At 44.8% G+C, this 18,762-nt stretch carries 21 protein-coding genes, 1 tRNA gene and 1 riboswitch; of the genes, 20 read left to right on the top strand and 2 right to left on the bottom strand.

The window, feature by feature from the left end:
- Nucleotides 1–1,796: RNA dependent RNA polymerase (locus tag DSZ37_RS00010; protein WP_431768057.1), on the bottom strand; the 1,796-nt coding region annotated here is incomplete at its 3' end.
- Nucleotides 1,797–2,123: 327 nt separating this feature from the next.
- Here DSZ37_RS00010 and DSZ37_RS00015 point away from each other — a divergent pair.
- The 6 genes from DSZ37_RS00015 (at nt 2,124) to DSZ37_RS00040 (ending at nt 7,233) form a co-directional block, all read left to right on the top strand.
- Nucleotides 2,124–3,314, top strand: a complete 1,191-nt coding sequence (locus DSZ37_RS00015; protein ID WP_109724939.1) for an AAA family ATPase — start codon at nt 2,124–2,126, stop codon at nt 3,312–3,314.
- 343 nt (nt 3,315–3,657) lie between these two features.
- Nucleotides 3,658–3,969, top strand: coding sequence for a plasmid mobilization protein (locus DSZ37_RS00020; protein ID WP_109724940.1), 312 nt, complete (start codon nt 3,658–3,660; stop codon nt 3,967–3,969).
- Nucleotides 3,969–4,382 carry a relaxase/mobilization nuclease domain-containing protein gene (locus DSZ37_RS18185; protein WP_431768058.1) on the top strand — a complete coding sequence of 138 codons (414 nt, stop codon included), beginning with the start codon at nt 3,969–3,971 and terminating at the stop codon, nt 4,380–4,382. Before DSZ37_RS00020 ends, DSZ37_RS18185 begins: the two co-directional genes overlap by 1 nt.
- 30 nt (nt 4,383–4,412) lie before the next feature.
- Nucleotides 4,413–5,294 (top strand): hypothetical protein, encoded by an 882-nt coding sequence (locus DSZ37_RS00030; protein ID WP_431768059.1) that lies wholly within the window; start codon nt 4,413–4,415, stop codon nt 5,292–5,294.
- Between the two features lie 88 nt (nt 5,295–5,382).
- Complete coding sequence (locus DSZ37_RS00035) at nt 5,383–5,580, top strand: hypothetical protein (RefSeq protein ID WP_109724943.1); 198 nt, start codon at nt 5,383–5,385, stop codon at nt 5,578–5,580.
- A 72-nt stretch (nt 5,581–5,652) separates the two neighbouring features.
- Entirely contained in the window at nt 5,653–7,233 is a 1,581-nt protein-coding gene (locus DSZ37_RS00040) for a recombinase family protein (RefSeq protein WP_109724944.1), read from the top strand.
- Nucleotides 7,234–7,266: 33 nt separating this feature from the next.
- Here DSZ37_RS00040 and DSZ37_RS00045 read toward each other — a convergent pair.
- Nucleotides 7,267–7,353, bottom strand: a tRNA-Leu gene (locus DSZ37_RS00045).
- Between the two features lie 644 nt (nt 7,354–7,997).
- Between DSZ37_RS00045 and DSZ37_RS00050 the strand changes: the two genes are divergently transcribed.
- From DSZ37_RS00050 to DSZ37_RS00115, 14 genes are all read left to right on the top strand, one after another.
- Nucleotides 7,998–8,861, top strand: coding sequence for an SPL family radical SAM protein (locus DSZ37_RS00050; RefSeq protein WP_109724945.1), 864 nt, complete (start codon nt 7,998–8,000; stop codon nt 8,859–8,861).
- A 14-nt stretch (nt 8,862–8,875) separates the two neighbouring features.
- The gene (locus DSZ37_RS00055; RefSeq protein WP_109724946.1) at nt 8,876–9,535 is read left to right on the top strand and encodes a response regulator transcription factor; all 660 of its coding nucleotides are present in this window, start codon (nt 8,876–8,878) and stop codon (nt 9,533–9,535) included.
- A gap of 87 nt (nt 9,536–9,622) precedes the next feature.
- Complete coding sequence (locus tag DSZ37_RS00060; RefSeq protein WP_109724947.1) at nt 9,623–10,537, top strand: ABC transporter ATP-binding protein; 915 nt, start codon at nt 9,623–9,625, stop codon at nt 10,535–10,537.
- On the top strand, nt 10,530–11,390 hold the full coding sequence (locus DSZ37_RS00065; RefSeq protein ID WP_109724948.1) for an ABC transporter permease subunit: 861 nt from the start codon (nt 10,530–10,532) through the stop codon (nt 11,388–11,390). The genes DSZ37_RS00060 and DSZ37_RS00065 overlap by 8 nt, the downstream gene beginning before the upstream one ends.
- A gap of 9 nt (nt 11,391–11,399) precedes the next feature.
- Complete coding sequence (locus tag DSZ37_RS00070) at nt 11,400–12,272, top strand: ABC transporter permease subunit (protein WP_109724949.1); 873 nt, start codon at nt 11,400–11,402, stop codon at nt 12,270–12,272.
- A gap of 10 nt (nt 12,273–12,282) precedes the next feature.
- Nucleotides 12,283–13,011, top strand: a complete 729-nt coding sequence (locus DSZ37_RS00075; RefSeq protein ID WP_109724950.1) for a hypothetical protein — start codon at nt 12,283–12,285, stop codon at nt 13,009–13,011.
- Nucleotides 13,012–13,023: 12 nt separating this feature from the next.
- Nucleotides 13,024–13,896 carry a sensor histidine kinase gene (locus tag DSZ37_RS00080; protein ID WP_109724951.1) on the top strand — a complete coding sequence of 291 codons (873 nt, stop codon included), beginning with the start codon at nt 13,024–13,026 and terminating at the stop codon, nt 13,894–13,896.
- 70 nt (nt 13,897–13,966) lie between these two features.
- Nucleotides 13,967–14,073: riboswitch (TPP riboswitch) on the top strand.
- Between the two features lie 53 nt (nt 14,074–14,126).
- Nucleotides 14,127–14,321, top strand: a complete 195-nt coding sequence (gene thiS / locus DSZ37_RS00085) for a sulfur carrier protein ThiS (RefSeq protein WP_109724952.1) — start codon at nt 14,127–14,129, stop codon at nt 14,319–14,321.
- A 1-nt stretch (nt 14,322) separates the two neighbouring features.
- On the top strand, nt 14,323–14,961 hold the full coding sequence (gene thiF, locus DSZ37_RS00090) for a sulfur carrier protein ThiS adenylyltransferase ThiF (protein ID WP_109724953.1): 639 nt from the start codon (nt 14,323–14,325) through the stop codon (nt 14,959–14,961).
- A gap of 13 nt (nt 14,962–14,974) precedes the next feature.
- Nucleotides 14,975–15,745: a thiazole synthase gene (locus DSZ37_RS00095; RefSeq protein WP_109724954.1), complete on the top strand. Its 771-nt coding sequence runs from the start codon at nt 14,975–14,977 to the stop codon at nt 15,743–15,745.
- A complete protein-coding gene (locus tag DSZ37_RS00100; protein WP_109724955.1) occupies nt 15,745–16,227 on the top strand; it encodes a GNAT family N-acetyltransferase in 483 nt (160 codons plus the stop codon). The genes DSZ37_RS00095 and DSZ37_RS00100 overlap by 1 nt, the downstream gene beginning before the upstream one ends.
- Nucleotides 16,228–16,254: 27 nt before the next feature.
- On the top strand, nt 16,255–16,920 hold the full coding sequence (locus DSZ37_RS00105; protein ID WP_109724956.1) for a signal peptidase II: 666 nt from the start codon (nt 16,255–16,257) through the stop codon (nt 16,918–16,920).
- Nucleotides 16,920–18,173: a 2-iminoacetate synthase ThiH gene (thiH, locus tag DSZ37_RS00110; protein WP_109724957.1), complete on the top strand. Its 1,254-nt coding sequence runs from the start codon at nt 16,920–16,922 to the stop codon at nt 18,171–18,173. Before DSZ37_RS00105 ends, thiH begins: the two co-directional genes overlap by 1 nt.
- Nucleotides 18,166–18,762, top strand: a complete 597-nt coding sequence (locus DSZ37_RS00115; RefSeq protein WP_109724958.1) for a thiamine phosphate synthase — start codon at nt 18,166–18,168, stop codon at nt 18,760–18,762. Before thiH ends, DSZ37_RS00115 begins: the two co-directional genes overlap by 8 nt.

Consider the following 18,762-nt stretch of genomic DNA (forward strand, 5'->3'; position numbering starts at 1 on the left):
GGAGTCTCAGCCTTTGAATTGCGCTTGACACATCGGTTGACGATTGGATCGGAGATAGTTTTTATCATATCGCCGTCGAAGTCCGCACCGCCGAGACGCTCCGCAGTCAGCGAGTCCCAGTTCACCATAACAACGTCGGTGAGGTGGCTGAGATAATACTTCCTCATATTCTCAACGTCGGGATAGACTTGCAGCTGAACCTCTTCGTTTCGGGAAATATGCGGATTTCGCAAGAGCGTACATTCATTGCTGTGAGTATACGCCATTGACGGAGCATAGAAAGCGTTCTTCTCAAATTCACTTTGTATTGCACCGTTGAAGAAGTTGCGCTGACTTGTATTTCTTTTCGCTTTGGCAGGAATAAAACTTCTAAGAAAACCGAGCAGGTCTGCGGAGAGGTAGCGGTTGTCGCCTGCAACGATAAGACGTCCGAGAGCATATTGTTTCAGCACCGCCTGAGCCCGTGACTTCAATCTGTCAGCGTAAACAGGCTCGGCAATGAACTTCGGATTTTTCTCCAGAATCTTTTTGAGATAGTATTCTTTAGTACCACGTCTGTGTTTTGGGCTTGTGAAAAAGCTCAGGCGGTACTCCCTGTCGGTACAAAGCCTGTGGTATTCTCTTTCCGTTTCCTTGGTGAGCCAGTGGCGGTTATCATTCACAGGGAAGGAAAGCGGCAGATCAAGAGGTCGGAACTCGTCAGCTGTCATTGAAAGTGTGTTGAGGAACTGATAGTTCAGCTCCGTAAACTTCTGCGGACTGTCTTTGCTGACACCAGAGATGTACAGAGCGTGCTTGTATCTGCGGAATGCGTCCCAATAGTTCTCCCAGCTCATATTGTTATCGCAGAGCCAGCCGTAGCCCTTGAACATACTCTTGGTTAGGATAATGTCAACGTCAGCAACCTTGTGCTCAACTCCCCAGATGTCGGTGAGCATTGCAACTCCTGCGCTTTTGAAGAAGTCGTGAATATCTATCTGGTGCAGCATACCCTTGATGTACGGCAGACGAATCTGAAACGAGGTGTGCTCGCCGCCTAACTTTTTATTGATGACCTTGGCGAACTCCTTAGAGATAACTCCTTCGCCGTCATAGCCGAGAATATCAACACTTTCCCTGCGCTCAACACGATGATACTTTCGCACAGGTGCGTCGCTGCCGTCGTCCTCAACAGTGATAACATCTGTGTCGTGAACGGTGTGTTTTTGATTTTCCACAACTATAACTCTGTGGGGCTTGTCGATGCCGATTCCGTCAACACGGATACCGCCCGAGAGCATAAGTCCGTTGTATGCGTACAGCTTGCTGAGCTGACACTTTGTTATCTCCATGCCGAGACGTATGCGCTCAGTGACCTTCCAGAAAATGTCCTCACGGATAAATGACAGCACAGCATTTCTGCTCATGCTGGCTGAGCGCTCAAACGCAACGTACTTGTGCATACCGTTGCCGAAATCTATCTCCACTCCTCTGTTCGTAAACAATGACGCAGCCTTCTCTTGGAGCTGTGCATAGTAAGGGTGCGATGCGTCACGGTCAAACACCCGTGAGAAGTCTGCGTAAAAAATAACATCGGACAGGTCCGTCACAAGGTCAGCGTTCTCATACTTGAAGTCGTCACCGTGCAGCACGCACATTATCTGATAGAAAAGTGCATTGTCGTCCTGCTCATGAGCGGAGTGTTTCAGACAGCTCCGCAGTGCGTTTTTATCAATAACTGTTTTGTAAAACAGTCCGTCAGGCTTTGAGTAGTTGAGCATTGCTCTGACGGACAGATCATATATCCTGTACTTCATGGTCTCACCACCTGCTAAAAGTATATCACAAAACCTGCCAAAATGCAATAAGGATACTGCTCCCACATTTTCATTCCGAAACGTTCATTTTTGGCTGAAAAACATTCAAAACTGTCATAATATCAGTTTTGAGTTTAAATGTCTGTAAAGCTCTATTCTATGAGCAATGCAGCTGTTTTTATGCTTTAGTGAGAAATGGTCAGTTCTCATGAAAATCAATTTGTGTTTCGGAAAACGTTTCAGAGCGGTCAAAATCTTATGCAAAAACAGGTTGATTTGCATATAGGATACTGCTCCCACATTTTTATGAAGAAAGGATGATTTTTATTGACAAAACGAATCGAAATCGAGTTCAAAAGCAGCGTCGAGATAATGAACACGCCGATGAAAAAGAGACGCTTCATCGTTGACGAAATGATCTATCCCGGTCTCCATGTACTGTCAGGTGATCCGAAGATTGGCAAGTCGTGGATGATGATGGATATGTGTCTTGCGATTGCCAAAGGTGAAAAGTTTCTTGGACGCAAAACAGAACAAGGTCATGTGGTTTACATGGCACTTGAAGATACGTCTGATAATTTGCAGACGCGAATGTATGAGCTGACAGATGAGCCGACGGATAATCTGCAATACGTTTTGCTCGTCAACACTCTCGGCAACGGTCTTGAAGATGACCTGCGTAAGTGCAAGGAAACATTCTCAGACCTGAAGCTGATAGTCATTGATACTCTGCAAAAAGTGCGCGATACAGTTGATATGAAGTACGGCAGTGATTACAAGGACGTATCAACGCTGAAATCTATTGCTGACGAGTTAGGCATCGCAATTATTCTTGTTCATCACAACCGAAAACAGCAAGACTCCAATCCGAACAACATGATACTTGGTACAAATGGTATCCCCGGTGCATCAGACGGTTGTCTTGTACTTCAGAGAAACGGAGACAGCAAGAATGCTGTGCTGAACATCAGCGGTCGCGGTGCTCCGTCACTCGACATAAATGTTATCAGGGACGGAGCAAAGTGGAAACTGCTTGACAAGCCGCCCGAAGACAAGCCTGATAACTTCCCGTCAGTGATACATGATTTTATGTTGGAGCGAAAAGAGTTCCGCGGAAGTGCGTCAGAGCTGTGCGAACTCTTATGCAAAAAGTTCCCGTCAGAGGAATTCAAAAACAACTGGATGTATCGCGAACTATTGCAGCACGATGAAGAAGTTCACTCGCTCGGTATCAGCTATGGCAAAACAAAAAGTAACGGCACTCGCAGTATCTGTGTCCGTTACGAAGCTGATAGGGACAGCAGTGGCAGTAAATTACTGTACCCTGAAAGTGGTGCCCCTGCCGTCCCTGAAACGTCTTCAAACGCTGATATATCTTCGCAAACCGTTACTCCTTCTGCAAGTGATGTTAAAACAATTGCTGTCCCTGTTGGTGATAAACTTATTGAGTGGGCAGCGAACCGAATCACAGAAAAGTTAGCGGAGCAAGGCATTGAAGTTGAGCCGTTTCAGCCGTGAGGCACAAAACCGCCCGTTTTTGCCGCCAATACAGAAATCGGGTAGTTATCCCACCTGCGGCGGTGAAAGCGATTGTGGCGCAACGTGGAGCGAGTGTGGCGATACCGCACAGATACTATCGGCAGAGGAGAAAAGTGGTGGTACCCGAAAAAATCAACCCTTTTGGGTTGGCAAGCATAGCTGCTGGCGTTCCGCCTGCCGCCTTGCTTGTCGGGCAGAAGCCCGAACCCACTTACGGCGAGCCGCCGCTCCCAGTTGTGCCTCCGCATAGTCCCTACGGACAGGAAGTACAATTGTCGGCACGCTGAAACATTTTACAAAACGGAAGAAAAGGAGGGATTCTATGAGACGGAGAAACACAACCATAGCGATACGCTGCACAGAGGAAGAAAGCAGACGTGTCCATGAGCTCGCTGAGAGGCACGGCTTGAAGCTGAATGACTTCGTAATGCGGTGTGCTCTCGGTAAGAAAATCGTTGTCGCCAACGGCATCGACGAGATAGTCAGGCAGCAGAAAGCTATCGGACGAAACCTGAATCAGATAGCTACACTTGCAAACATGGACAGGCTGACCGCCGTGAACTTCCAGCCGCTCCTTGACGAGCACAGGAAGGTCACGGAGCTGATAGGTCAGCTGCTTCGGGAGGTGAAATAGTGGCGACGGTCACAGCGATAAGCACGAAAGGCGGTGGCGGAGGCAAGAAGAGCCTCGACTACATCTGCCGCGATGCCAAGACCGAGAATAAAAAGTTCGTGACGGCTCTCAACTGTTCGCTGCCCACGGCATATCAGGAGTTCAAAAACACAAGGGAGATGTACGGCAAGACTGACGGAGTTCATTACTATCACTTCGTCCAGTCACATCCCAGCGGCTACAAGATAGAGCCAGCTCTTGCTCATAAAATAGCAGTTGAGTTTGCGGAGAGAGCCTTCCCGGGACACGAAGTTGTAGTAGCAACTCACATCGACGCAGACCATATACACTCGCACTTCATACTCAATGCGGTCAACGCCGAGACAGGTCTGAAGTACCACTCCAACAAGTTCACACTGCATGACCTGCGATAGCTCAGCGATGAAATTTGTCAGAAGTACGGATTGACAACGCTCGGCAAACCTGAGATTCACAAGCAGAGCAACGGTATCACTAACGGTGAGTATCGAGTTGCAATGCGAGGTGAGAGTTGGAAAATGGCTCTCTCCAATACCATTGACGTGGTAATGAAAAGAGCCAAGAGCAAGAAACAATTCCGCTTCTACATGAAGCAGTGTGGCTACGATGTGAAATGGGAAGACAGCCGAAAGTACATCACATACACCTGTCCCAACGGCAGGAGATGCCGCGACAACAAGCTTCACGAAGCGAAATACAGGAAGGAGAATATGGAATATGAATTCGAAATACGAAGAAGCGAAAGAAGCCTCCAAACAGAATTTAGAGGAGACACAGGACATACCAACTATGGTCTGCGTCCAGGAGCACAACTGGCTGGCGCTGATCTCGCAGCTGAAACTTCTGACAGATACGCTGTTCGATGTCAAGGCTCAGACAGACGAGACAATGACATATGCACAGATGAAACAATACCTGCAAAATCAGCGGACGATATACAATCAGCTGCTGGAACAGGGAAAGGAGATACAGGAGCAGACGTCACAAAACGTGACGGCAGAGGTGTCGAAGTTGGATCAGGCGGCGAAGGACCTCGTCTCACAGGCTGGGAAGCTGAACGAGCAGACCTTATCGCAGCTGAAATGCGCCGAAGAGCAGAGCAGAAGTCACGGCTTCAGACTGCTCCGACTGGTGGTGTTGATAGAGTTTCTGCACCTGATATCGTCGGTGGCATTGCTGCTATGGCTTCGATAATTGAGGACGAGCCTGTCGATGACGATACTGAGTATGCTCGAGAGCATGTTGACAGCAAAGCACTTGCCGAGGAACGAGAGCGTAAGGAAGCTCACGGAATACACATGGGATAAACCAAATTTAAACGAAAGGAATTTTGAAAATGAACAATATAGTTCACATCAGAAACATAAACGGAATAATTGAGAGGAGCGTGGTATATTGGGAAGAACGAGAACTGAACCTAAGATCAAAACAGCAAATTTCATATACAACAGTGATAAGACCGCCTTTGATAATTTCATAGAGGCTATGATCCACGACTATCTGAACTCGTTAGAATCTGCACAGACTGCTCAGGTGGATTTTAGTGGAAAGGTCGAATTTTCGGAAGATAAAGAAAAAATAGTAGACTTCTGAGGAAGTCTGTGGTATGGTGTGTCGTAGCACCGGACAAGGTGCTGCGACTGCCAAAAAAAGGAGAGTGATTATATGAGAGCATGGCTCTATTATAGACTGTCCCGTGACGAGGACGCTGAGATGAACAGCTTACAGAATCAGAGGCAGATACTTGCGGACTACGCAGAACAGAACGGATACGACGTTGTCGGAGAAAGCTTCGATGATAATGTTTCAGGTATGACATTCAATAGAAATGGTATTGGTCAGCTTGAAACAGCGGTCGATGAGGGAAAAGTTGACATAGTTTTAGTCAAAGACTTATCCCGACTCGGCAGACATCGAACTCAGACTGCTTTGTTTATCGACCATCTGCGCGAGAACAACGTAAAGGTTTATTCAGTGACAGAGGGCATAGACTCGACTAATGAAAACGATGATATGCTCATCGGCTTCAAGCAGTTGTTCAACGACTTCTATGCCAAGGATATAAGCAAGAAAGTTCGCGCAGGAGTGCGGCAGAAGCAGAAAACCACCGGCATAGTCGAGACTCTGCCGATGGGATATGTAAAGGATAAAAATACAGATATGATAACAATTGATGAGGAGACAGCATGGATAGTCCGGGAGGTTTTTCGCTTGTACATAGACGGATACGGTCTGACAACCATAGCAAAGAAGATGAACGCGGACGGAATTAAGTCACCTGACTATTACTTCAACCGAAAGCTGAGCGACCATAAGCCTGACATCTCCAAGAAATATCTGTGGGTTCAGACTACAGTGAAGCGTATGCTGACTAATGAGCTTTATCACGGAACACTTGTGAATCACAAGACGGTCAGCTCAAAGATATACAAAACCAAAACGACGGTCCCGGAGGATGAACAGTATCGTCATGATAATTACTGCGAGCCTATAATTGATGAAACTACATGGAAACAGGCACAGTTCATGCTGGAACAGAGGTCGAAGATAAATCCACGCTCGCAGTGTGGACGTAACATTCACAAATATGCAGGAATTATAAAATGTGCCGAGTGTGGTGCAAGTTTAATCGCACGGAGAAGGAGGTGGAAGGAAAAGGAGTACGTTGAATACACCTGCAACAGCAACCACCGATACGGCAAGGAATACTGCACACCACATTCAGTCCACGAGGAGCAGCTTGATGCACTGATAAATATTGAAATCGTATCTCTGCTTGAGTATATACAAGCTGAGAGTGCGAAGTACGAGAAGATCATCAAGAACTGGCTCAAAAAGAAGCCTAAGTATGATAAGGAAATACAGCGCAGCAATGAGAAAATCAAGCAATGCCGCGATGAGATAGAACAGATCATCATAGAGCGTATCAATGATCGTGACCATGCTAAGATCTACAATGATATGATTGAAAAGCGTGAAGCTGAGATACGCTCACTTGAAAAGAAGATAGCAGACCTTCGGCATTATGATGAGGTATGCAAGAAGCGCCGTGAAGAATTGAAGAACACTTCCGAGTTGATAGAGACTATACTTGCAGACGGACATATCTCAAACGTCAACCTGAGAATGCTTGTCCGTCAGGTCACAGTTCACCAGAACGAGGACAAGTCTATCGACATAAGCTTCGATATGAACGGCGCGTTCAATTACAACATAATGGAAGATGTTACAGATGAGATACTTTGATACAAAAAAAGCGCCTCACATTATGTGAGGCACTGGTGCGGATAACAGGACTTGAACCTGCATGAACTTGCGTTCATATGGACCTGAACCATACGCGTCTGCCAATTCCGCCATATCCGCTTGTATAATTGAGTCGAAAATTTTTACACGGTACGACTCTTGACCGAGGTGGACTTATTACAAGTTGCTCCACAGAAATGCTGATAAGTAATGCGAAATTAATTTTTACACTGACGTAACGTAACCTGAACCATACGCGTCTGCCAATTCCGCCATATCCGCTTGTATAATTGAGTCGAAAATTTTTACACGGTACGACTCTTGACCGAGGTGGACTTATTACAAGTTGCTCCACAGAAATGCTGATAAGTAATGCGAAATTAATTTTTACACTGACGTAACGTAACCTGAACCATGCGCGTCTGCCAATTCCGCCATATCCGCATATAATGTCTGATAAATTTTACACGGTCCAGACTTACCGAGGCGGACCGTATAACCGGTTGTTCCGCAGTACCTAAATATTTTACCACATATTAAATCGTTTGTCAAGAGCTTTTTTAAAAAAAATCAAAAATATTCTTGGTAATGTTTTTCTGCTGTTGCAGCTTTGAGACTTTTGTGGTATAAGCGGCGAGCCGCCGCTCCCCCCCGATTTTGCGGTACAGCTATTGTTAACATCTTCTTTCACACTGCGCACCTTGCTATTGATAATAAAATGTGGTATAATTTTTTATAACTTGATCATTCTGAAAGGAGAAGCCATGCACTTTGTTGATGCCAAAGGAATACTGTCATCCAAGAACGGTATGAATATATACAGAGGCTGCTCTCATGGGTGTATATACTGCGACAGCCGCAGCACCTGCTATAATATGAGTCATGCATTCGAGGATATTGAGGTAAAGCAGAATGCTCCTCAGCTTCTTGAGAAGGCTCTGCGTTCAAAGCGTAAAAAATGCATGATAGGAACTGGCTCCATGAGCGATCCGTATATGCCAGCGGAAGCTGAACTGAAGCTTACCCGCCGATGTCTTGAACTAATAGAGCAATATCAGTTCGGGGCAACAGTTCTGACAAAATCTGACATGATACTTCGTGATGCCGATCTGCTGGCTTCTATTAATGAGCAGCAGAAAGCTGTGGTGCAGATGACAATGACTACATACGATGACGACCTTTGCAGAATAGTCGAACCTAACGTATGTCCTACGAGCAGGCGATTTGAAGTCCTTATGGAGATGAAACGGCTCGGCATTCCCACGGTAGTTTGGCTTTCGCCGTTTCTTCCGTACATAAATGATACGGAGGATAATCTGAAAGGACTTCTTGATTACTGTGCTGAGGCTGGAGTAAAGGGGATAGTCTGTTTTGGCATCGGTATGACACTGAGAGACGGCAACAGGGAATATTTATACTCTGCACTTGACAGGCGTTTTGAAGGTCTGTCACAAAGATACCGCCGAGAATACGGAAATTCATATGAGATAGTCAGCCCTGAACACGGTAGGCTCATGAGTATATTTAATGATTTTTGCGAAAAATACGGCATCATTCATGATTTTAACGAGTGTTTCAGCTATCTGAACGAGCTTCCGGAGAAATACCAACAGCTTACATTATTCTGACTGGAGATATTACAATGAATGAACATATAATGGTTATTGATGATGACATACACATAGGTAATATGCTGGAAGAAGCCCTTTCCCGTGACGGTTACAAGGTTTCAAGGGCGTACTCGGGCACTGAGGCGCTCATGCTGCTTTCAGCACAGAAGCCCGATCTTGTTTTGCTTGATCTTATGCTTCCGGGGCTCAGCGGAGAGGAACTTCTTCCAAAGATCGAGGGAATACCTGTAATAATAGTAAGTGCAAAGATAGATATCGATAATAAAGTCGAGCTCCTTCTCAGCGGTGCTGCTGACTATATTACCAAGCCTTTTGATATAAAGGAATTGAAAGCACGCATAAGGGTCCAGCTTCGCAGCAGACAATTTACATCTTCTGCTGAACTTGTTTACAAGGAACTGAAGCTCAATACAGATACCCACAATGTAACGGTGAACGGAGAGGCTATCAGGCTGACAAGGACGGAATTTGCCATTCTGAAGCTTCTCATGATGAATCCGGATCAGGTCATCACAAAGTCAATTATACTTGACAGGATAAGCGACGATACTCCCGATTGTACAGAAACCTCTTTGAAGCAGCATATAAGCAATCTTCGCAGGAAACTACGCTCCGCTGACGGAAAAGACTATATAGAGGCTGTATGGGGTATCGGCTTTAAAATGGCGTAATATTTACTATATCTTTACTTTTTTCTTTACCGCTTTCTTTACTTTTGTGGTATAGGATAGTATCATAAGGTCAAGGAGGTACGAACTATGGAATACATCATAAAGACAAATGATCTTAAAAAGAATTACAGAAGCTTCAAAGCTCTTGACGGACTCAGCCTTAATGTCCCCAAGGGCTCCATTTATGGACTTGTAGGACGTAACGGTGCAGGAAAGACTACTTTTTTCCGTATACTCTGTGGACTGCAGGAGCCCTCATCAGGTGACTACGAGATATACGGAGTTAAGAATAATGACAGAGGCATAATGAAATCGCGCAGAAGAATGGGCGCAGTCGTGGAAACTCCCTCTATTTACCTTGATATGAGCGCACAGCAGAATTTAAAGTATCAGTGCAGGATGCTGGGGCTGCCCGATTACAGCTGCGTTGATGAGCTTCTCAAGCTTGTTGGACTTGCAAATACCGGCAAAAAGAAGGCAAAGAACTTTTCCCTTGGCATGAAGCAGCGTCTCGGTATTGCTATTGCGCTTGTCGGTGAGCCCGATCTTCTTATACTGGACGAACCGATAAACGGACTTGATCCTCAGGGAATAGTCGAAATGCGAGAGCTTATCCTCAAGCTTAACCGCGAAAAAGAGATAACAGTAATGATATCCAGCCATATCCTTGATGAGCTTGCCAAGCTTGCCACATACTATGGCTTTGTCGACCACGGCAGAGTTGTCAGGGAAATGAGTGCAGAGGAGCTTGAAAACACCTGCCGCAAATGTATCAGAATGGAGGTGACTGATACAGCAGCTATGGCGAGAGTCCTTGACGGCATGGAAGTTGAGTACAAGATACTGTCAGAGACTACCGCAGATGTTTTTGCAAAGCTCAACTTCTCAAAGCTTTCTGAGGCACTTGCCAAGGAAAACTGCGAGGTAATATCCATGAACGAGCATGACGAGAGCCTTGAAGGCTTCTTTATCTCCCTTGTGGGAGGTGGCGGAAATGATTAAGCTGCTGAAAGCAGAGTTTGCACGCTGCTTTTCGGGAAAGGTCTTCTGGCTTATTGCTCTGTTTACTCTTGTGACGGCATCAAGCTTCAACTTTATCAAATATATTACAGTAAAGAGGGAGCATCAGACAGAGGTATTCAATGACAGTATGCTCTATATCGGTCTTATCTCTCTTGGTATGATAGCTGCAATATTTGTGGCTTTCCATGCGGGCGGAGAGTTTGACGAGGGAACTGTAAGGAACAAGCTTATTGCCGGCAACACGAAAACAGGAATATATTTGTGCCATCTGGCTGTCAGTTCAGTGGCTATGGCCATTATACAGTATCTGTTCTTTTTTACCTTCTATGTTTGCTCTTATCTGTTTTTCGGAGCATTTCATCATTCATTCTCTGTTATGATGCAGATCCAGCTCATCGGAGTTCTTGGAACTGTTGCTGTTACAGCTTTCATGCTGATGATAACAATGATCGTCCGCAGCAGGACCATAGCAGTAACAGTGTGTATGACAGCTGCCGTCATTATGTTCATTATAGGCGTAGCCCTCATAAACGAACTGGAAGAGCACAGCATGGAGCTTATGGCGATGGAAGATATCATTTCTCCCGAAAAGTATGCTATACTCAATAAATACAGCTATGTTTACGGAGTTGACAGTGAATCTCTTTCGGGGGCTGAGCTTGCCGTAAAAGAGGCTTTATATGATGGTCTGTTTATTTGTCAGGCATTCAGATTCAGCTCGGAAAGGGAACTTCCTTATCACTGGGAGTTCATGGCTGTTTACAACATCGCAATAACGCTGGTAACAACGCTTATAGGCTCTGTTACGTTCCGCAGACTTGACCTGAAGTGAGGTGGAAATATGAAAAACTTGTTAAAAGCCGAGTTCAGCCGTATGTTCAGATCAAAGCTTTTTTGGATATTTATGGTGCTGTCAGTACTTTTTTCTGTACATAGCATATATGATGAGGCAACAAGACCTGTAATGGACAGTTACTCAGCGGAAGCTTACGGATATGTCTTTGAAGCTGCTCTGTACTTTTATATAATGGCATATTGTTTTGCTGCTGCTGTTATAGACAGTCTCTTTATCAGTCGGGAGTACGCTGACGGCACTGTACGCAACAAGATCATCTCAGGACATTCAAGAGCCTCTGTTTACCTGACCGAGCTCATCGTATGCACTGTAACGGGGATTATGATGTTCATTGTGAATTTAGCGATCATAAGTCTGCCTTTTCTGAAATTCGGTATACATGGTATGGACGGATGGGTGACTATGAGAAGGATAATACTTATCGCTGTACTGATAATAGTGATAAATGCAATGTTTGTTCTGTTCTCCATGCTTATTTCATCGAGAGCAAGCTCTATTGTTTGGTCGATAGTATTTATGATCATCATGCTCGTCTCATCGGGACTAATACAGGAAAAGATTTCCGGTGATTCATGGAGCCGAAACAGGCGTGAAGCGGGAGAATACTATAACGAGAGCGAGATACTGAGCGTCACAGAAAGAAAGGTATATAAAGCCTTTGATCGTATTCTGCCGACCGATCAGGTGCTCCATACCTATGATATTGACGATTATCTTACAGACTATAAGGATCCTTCAACTGTTTCGCAGAAAAAGCTCAACACAGCACTTGCAGATATATGCATTTTGGATGCGGTTACGATCGCAGTTGTAACGACCGCAGGAATTGCTTTATTCAGGAAAAAAGATTTGAAATGAGGTAAACAGATTGACTAAGCTTATAAACTCGTATTTATGGCGGCTTTTCAGAAATAAATTACTATACGTCGGACTTGCAGCCGCTTTTATCATAACTTTCGCAGGAGCAGGTACAGAAAGCTCGTCTGAGCAGGCTTTTCTGATGATAAAGGTGTTCGGAGTAGGGATAATTGCCTTTACATCGGTGTTTGTGCCGCTGTTTCTCGGACGCGAATATTCCGATAAGACTATCAGAAACAAGTTCGTTTGCGGATATACAAGACCACAGGTCTATTTTGCAAGCTGTATTGCTGTTACAGCAGTTGTTGTTCTCATGACAGCCGCATGGCTGACCGGAGCTGTCCTTGCTATGCAGGTAACAGGAGGGGATGTGGGGCAGATCACTGCACACATAGGGGAGATACTGCTTTTTTGTATAGCACATTCGGCTTTTGTGACTTTTTTCAGTATGCTGATACCTTATCCTGCTATATGTGTAGCTATACAGATAATGATCTTCCAGATCGGTTCATTTGTTGCACCGGTTATGCTGTCAATTAGCCATAATACTGGCGGAGAGCTCGGAAAAGCTTTGATATATGCAGCAAATGCTTTCCCGTTGGGGCAGTGGTTTTCATCTATCGGTCTCACTGAAGGCTTGGGCGGAATGGGGGCATATAGGGCAATTGCTTCTGTTGCTGTGATAACTGTGTTTACATTATCGGGGTGCCTGATGTTCAGAAAGAAGAATATTCGTTAAGGGAGTACATCTATGGTAGTTCTGACTATTCTGCTGGCTTTATTGTCGGCTTTCTTATCAGTGAAGATCTGGCTTCTGCGTAGATCATCAAAAGAGATCGCAGAGGCTTTGTCGGAATGCCTAAAAACAGATACAAACTCGATAATAACGGTGTCAAGCAGAGATAAACAGGTCAGAAGACTGGTAACAGAACTTAACAAGGAACTTAAACTTCTCCGCGAGGAGCACCACCGCTTTGTGCAGGGTGATATGGAACTGAAAAATGCCGTCACCAATATCTCTCATGACCTGAGGACTCCTCTTACAGCTATATGCGGTTATCTTGATATGCTGAAAAGTGAGGATAAGTCTCCTGAGGCAGAGCGCTACCTTGAGATCATCGGCGGAAGAGCAGAGTCAATGAAACAGCTTACAGAGGAGCTTTTCCGCTATTCTGTCATAATGACCTCGGAAAGTGAACCAAAGCAGGAGCAGGTGATCGTGAACGATGTGCTGGAGGAGAGTATAGCAGGGTATTATTCAATACTCAGTGAGAAGAAAATATCACCTGAAATAGATATCACATACAAAAAAGTGATAAGGATACTTGACCGCTCTGCACTTGCGAGGGTGTTCTCAAATCTTATAAACAATGCAGTCAAGTACAGTGATGGCGATCTTTCTGTAAGGCTTTCAGATGACGGGACAACTGTTTTTTCAAACCATGCTTCGCAGCTTACTTCTGTGCAGGTGGACAAACTTTTTGACAGGTTCTATACAGTTGAAGCAGCCCGTAACTCAACAGGTCTGGGGCTTTCAATAGCGAGAACTCTTATCGAAAAGATGGGCGGAACGATATCCGCTTCTCTTGAAAACGGTGTATTATCCATTGTTATTCGGCTTTAGAGCTTATCTGCCGTGATATATGAAGTATTTTTGCTTCAACACTTGATTTAGAGAAAAATATGTGATATAATAATATTTGCAGGGGAGCTTGCGGGACAGGCTGAGAGGAAGGTGCTACCTTCGACCCTTCGACCTGATTTGGTTAATGCCAGCGTAGGGAGTCTGATATTGTTATGTACATTCAGGGAACTGCGCAGGCGGTTCCCTGAATTTTTTAAGGAGGTGCCTAAATGGTAAAGATAAATGGTGAACTGCTTGAAAAAGACGGAAAAACTGTAACGGAAATGCTCGCTGATATGGAAATAAGCGGTCAGAGAGTGGCTGTGGAAATAAATGAGGAGATCGTTCCGAAGGCAAAGTACGATGAAACTATACTTAAAGACGGCGACCGTGTAGAGGTCGTTCGTTTTGTGGGAGGCGGCTGATATGCCAATACCTTCGAGAGAGGAAATGTACAGCGCTCTTGAGGAAAGACACGGAACAGAGCTTCAGAAAAAGCTTGACAGCGCTTCCGTAGCTGTCTGCGGACTTGGCGGACTTGGCTCTAATATTGCCATTGCACTTGCAAGAGCTGGTGTGGGATATCTTCATATCATAGATTTTGATAGAGTTGATATCTCAAATCTGAACCGTCAGCAGTACTTTCCCGAGCAGCTCGGGGAGCCAAAGTCCGAGGCTATGAAGGACACACTTGAGCGTTTAGCTCCGTATTGCCATATAAAAGCTGATAACATAAAGCTTTCTGAGGATAATATACCTGCTCTGCTTTCTGATGCGGATATTATCGTAGAAGCTTTTGACAAAGCAGACCAGAAGGCAATGCTGGTAAACTGTGTTCTGGAGAATATGCCTGATAAATACCTTGTATCGGGTTCGGGGATGGCAGGCATAGCTCCCTCGAATATTATAACCACTAAAAGGATAACAAAGCGCTTTTATCTTTGCGGTGACGGCGTAAGCGATGTTGATGACGGAATGGGACTTGTTTCATCACGGGTACTGATCTGTGCCGGGCATCAGGCTCATGCAGTCATAAGGATAATTGCAGGCGAATTTGATATATAAGGAGAGACCATTAATGAAGGACGATAAGCTTATTATAGGAGGACATGAGTTTTCCTCACGTTTTATTCTCGGCTCGGGAAAGTATTCCCTCAGTCTCATTGAGGCTGCCGTAAAGTATGCAGGTGCAGAGATAATCACACTTGCTGTACGCCGTACCAATTCCAAAGAACATGAGAATATCCTTGACTATATTCCCGAGGGAGTAACACTTCTTCCCAATACTTCTGGAGCAAGAAATGCTGATGAGGCTGTTCGTATAGCACGACTTGCCCGGGAGCTTGGCTGCGGAGACTTTGTAAAGATAGAGATCATGCGCGATACTAAGTATCTTCTTCCCGATAATCAGGAAACTGTACGCGCTACGGAGATACTGGCGAAAGAGGGATTTGTTGTAATGCCCTATATGTATCCCGATCTTAACACAGCCCGTGATCTTGTGAACGCAGGTGCGGCTTCTGTAATGCCCCTTGCATCACCAATAGGCTCCAATAAGGGACTTGCTACAAAGGATTTCATACAGATACTCATTGACGAAATAGACCTTCCCATAATCGTTGATGCAGGAATAGGCAGACCTTCACAGGCTTGCGAGGCTATGGAAATGGGCGCAGCTGCTGTTATGTCAAATACTGCACTTGCTACTGCGGGAGACCTTCCCGTAATGGCGGAGGCTTTCAAGCAGGCTATTGAAGCAGGCAGAAAGGCATATCTGTCCGGACTTGGACGAGTTCTCACAAGAGGTGCTTCTCCCTCAGATACTCTGACAGGCTTCCTTCGTGACTGATGGTACGTCTTGAAAGGGTAAACGGCGGTAATATCTATGATATTATCGAGCTTGAAGTCCATGAGAGCCAGAGAAAGTTTGTCTCAGACAATAAAATGAGTATTGTTGATGCCTATGGTGCAATAACAGGCGGCGGTAATGCTTTCCCATTCGGCATCTATGATGATGATATACCTGTGGGTTTTCTGATGATAGGCTTTGATGTGGATGATTACTGGGAGGACTATCCTCAAGTTGCTGTTGGCAGCTACAATATCTGGCGGCTTATGATAGACCGCCGTTATCAGGGCAGGGGATACGGAAAAGCCGCAATGAAGCTGGCACTGGAATTTATACGGACATATCCCTGCGGAAAGGCTGAAAAGTGCTGGCTGTCCTATGATCACGAAAATCATGCAGCTGAAAAGCTGTACAGCTCATTCGGATTTGTGCCGAATGGCGAAAAAGACGGCGATGAAGTGATCGCTGTACTTGATCTGTAAAAATACTGAAAAGGAAATACAAAAAACATGAAAGAGAAAGAAACTTCAAAGTGGCATTATCTTGTGTTTTTGATATACCCTTTATTATCACTGGTCTATTACATAAAATATATAAAAAGCTTTGAGAGAGCATTGAGTTTTATGCTTTATGTTGCTGTAAGCTTTATTGTAATGGTTTTATTATGGAAAATCATATCTGCTGTTAATTCAAGATTTGACTTAAAGAAGATAAGTGTCATTTCAGTTACGGCAGCTGTTTTGGCTGCCGTAGATCAGCTCATAAAACTTGTTCTGAGTAAAACAGGCTTTGAGACCAAGCTAATAAGCAACATTTTTATGATAAAGCAAACTCACAATGTCAATCAGACAGGTTTGTTCAATTTTCTGAAGATAGAAACATCACAGACTTCTATGTTAATTTTCAAAGCTGTTTTACTTGTCTTGGTTATTTGTCTGTATAGGCTTTTTAAGTCGGATACAGCGAAAAAAGCCTATGTTTTTGCGGCTGCTGCCGTTACTTCGCATCTGCTTGATACTGTTTTTTACGGTTATACACTGGATTATATATTTTTTCGCAAAATAATTGTTTATGACATGAAGGATTATTATGTAGATGTATTTGTAGCGGCTCTTATTATAATTGTTATCGGTAATGAATTAAAGAAGTCAAAAGAAAAAAAGAAGGTTATTTAATGGAAAATCACTATTTTGTGGACTCGGACAAGCTCTCCGAGGCTGCTCTTAAAAAGAAGCATATGCTTGAAACAGATCCTGCTTCACGCACAAATCACATGGAGTACATGGAAGGCATGGAGCGTATAAAGTCCGACATTATGGACAAAGTTATGACTGAGATGAAGAACTATGATTATTCTCAGTATACTGCCCGTGACGTCAATGCAGCTCTCAACCATGAGACCTGCACTGTTGAGGATTTCAAGGCACTGCTTTCTCCTGCGGCGGAGCCTTTCCTTGAGAAGATGGCTCAGCGTGCGAAGCTTGAGACCCAGAAGCATTTCGGCAATACCGTATATCTGTTCACTCCTCTGTATATCGCCAACTACTGCGAGAACTACTGCGTTTACTGCGGATTTAACTGCTATAATGACATAAAGCGCATGAAGCTTAATATGGAGCAGATCGAGCACGAGATGAAGGTCATCGCCGACAGCGGTATGGAGGAGATACTTATTCTCACAGGCGAGAGCCGCGCACAGAGCAGTGTGGAGTACATCGGCGAGGCGTGCAAGCTGGCACGAAAGTATTTCCGCATGGTCGGGATTGAGGTCTATCCGCTGAATACCGATGAATACAAGTATCTGCACGAATGCGGAGTTGACTATGTAACTGTATTTCAGGAAACCTATGACAGTGACAGATATGAGCAGCTCCACCTTATGGGTCACAAGCGTGTTTGGCCGTACAGATTTGAAGCTCAGGAACGTGCTCTTATGGGCGGTATGAGAGGTATTGCCTGTTCAGCACTTCTCGGACTTTCCGATTTCAGAAAGGATGCTCTGGCGAGCGCGCTTCACGTTTACTATTTACAGAGGAAATATCCTCAGGCTGAGATTTCACTTTCCTGTCCGAGACTTCGTCCTATAATCAATAATGACGAGATAAATCCTCTCGATGTTCACGAAAAGCAGCTGTGTCAGATACTCTGTGCATATAGGATATTCCTGCCGTTCTGCGGTATAACTGTATCCTCCAGAGAGAGCGAGAGTTTCAGAAACGGTATCGTAAAGATAGCTGCTACTAAGGTGTCGGCAGGTGTTTCAACAGGTATCGGCGACCATGAGAGCAAGTACACAGGCAAGGAGAGCGAAGCTGCTGAGGGCGATGAGCAGTTCGAGATTAATGACGGACGCAGCTTTGATAAGATGTACAAGGATATGTCAGAGGAAGGACTCCAGCCTGTGCTGAATGATTATCTCTATGTCTGATATTATTTGTGTGACCTCTCGTTCACTGTGCCGTGGTGACTTCCTTGATCAGCTTAGCAAAATTGCGAAGGCAGGACCAAGATATGTTATCCTCCGTGAAAAGGACCTGAGCGAGGAGAAGTATGGTGAGCTTGCCGAGAAGGCTGCTGCAGTATTCCAAAATACTGATACAAGGCTTATACTCCACTATTATTACAGAACCGCCATTGAAATGGGCTGGAAGTCTGTACATCTGCCGCTCCATATTCTTCGTGAGCTGACTGCTGACGAGAAAAGCCGTTTTGAGCATATAGGAGCATCATGTCACTCGGTTGAAGATGCACAGGAGGCTGAGAGCCTTGGAGCTGACTATATAACTGCCGGTCATGTTTTCGCTACTGACTGCAAAAAAGGACTTCCACCGCGCGGAATTGAATTCCTCAGCAGTGTGTGTGAAAGTGTCAGTATACCTGTTTATGCTATCGGAGGAATATCGCCCGATAACATTGATCTTGTCAGACAGTGCGGTGCCGCAGGCGCCTGCGTAATGAGCGGATTTATGAAATGCAGTGATCCTGTTTACTTTATAAAAGAATTTGAAAAGAAGTGA

Origin of the sequence: Ruminococcus flavefaciens, from assembly GCF_900116855.1 — a bacterium.
Classification (GTDB): Bacteria; Bacillota; Clostridia; order Oscillospirales; family Ruminococcaceae; genus Ruminococcus; species Ruminococcus flavefaciens_R.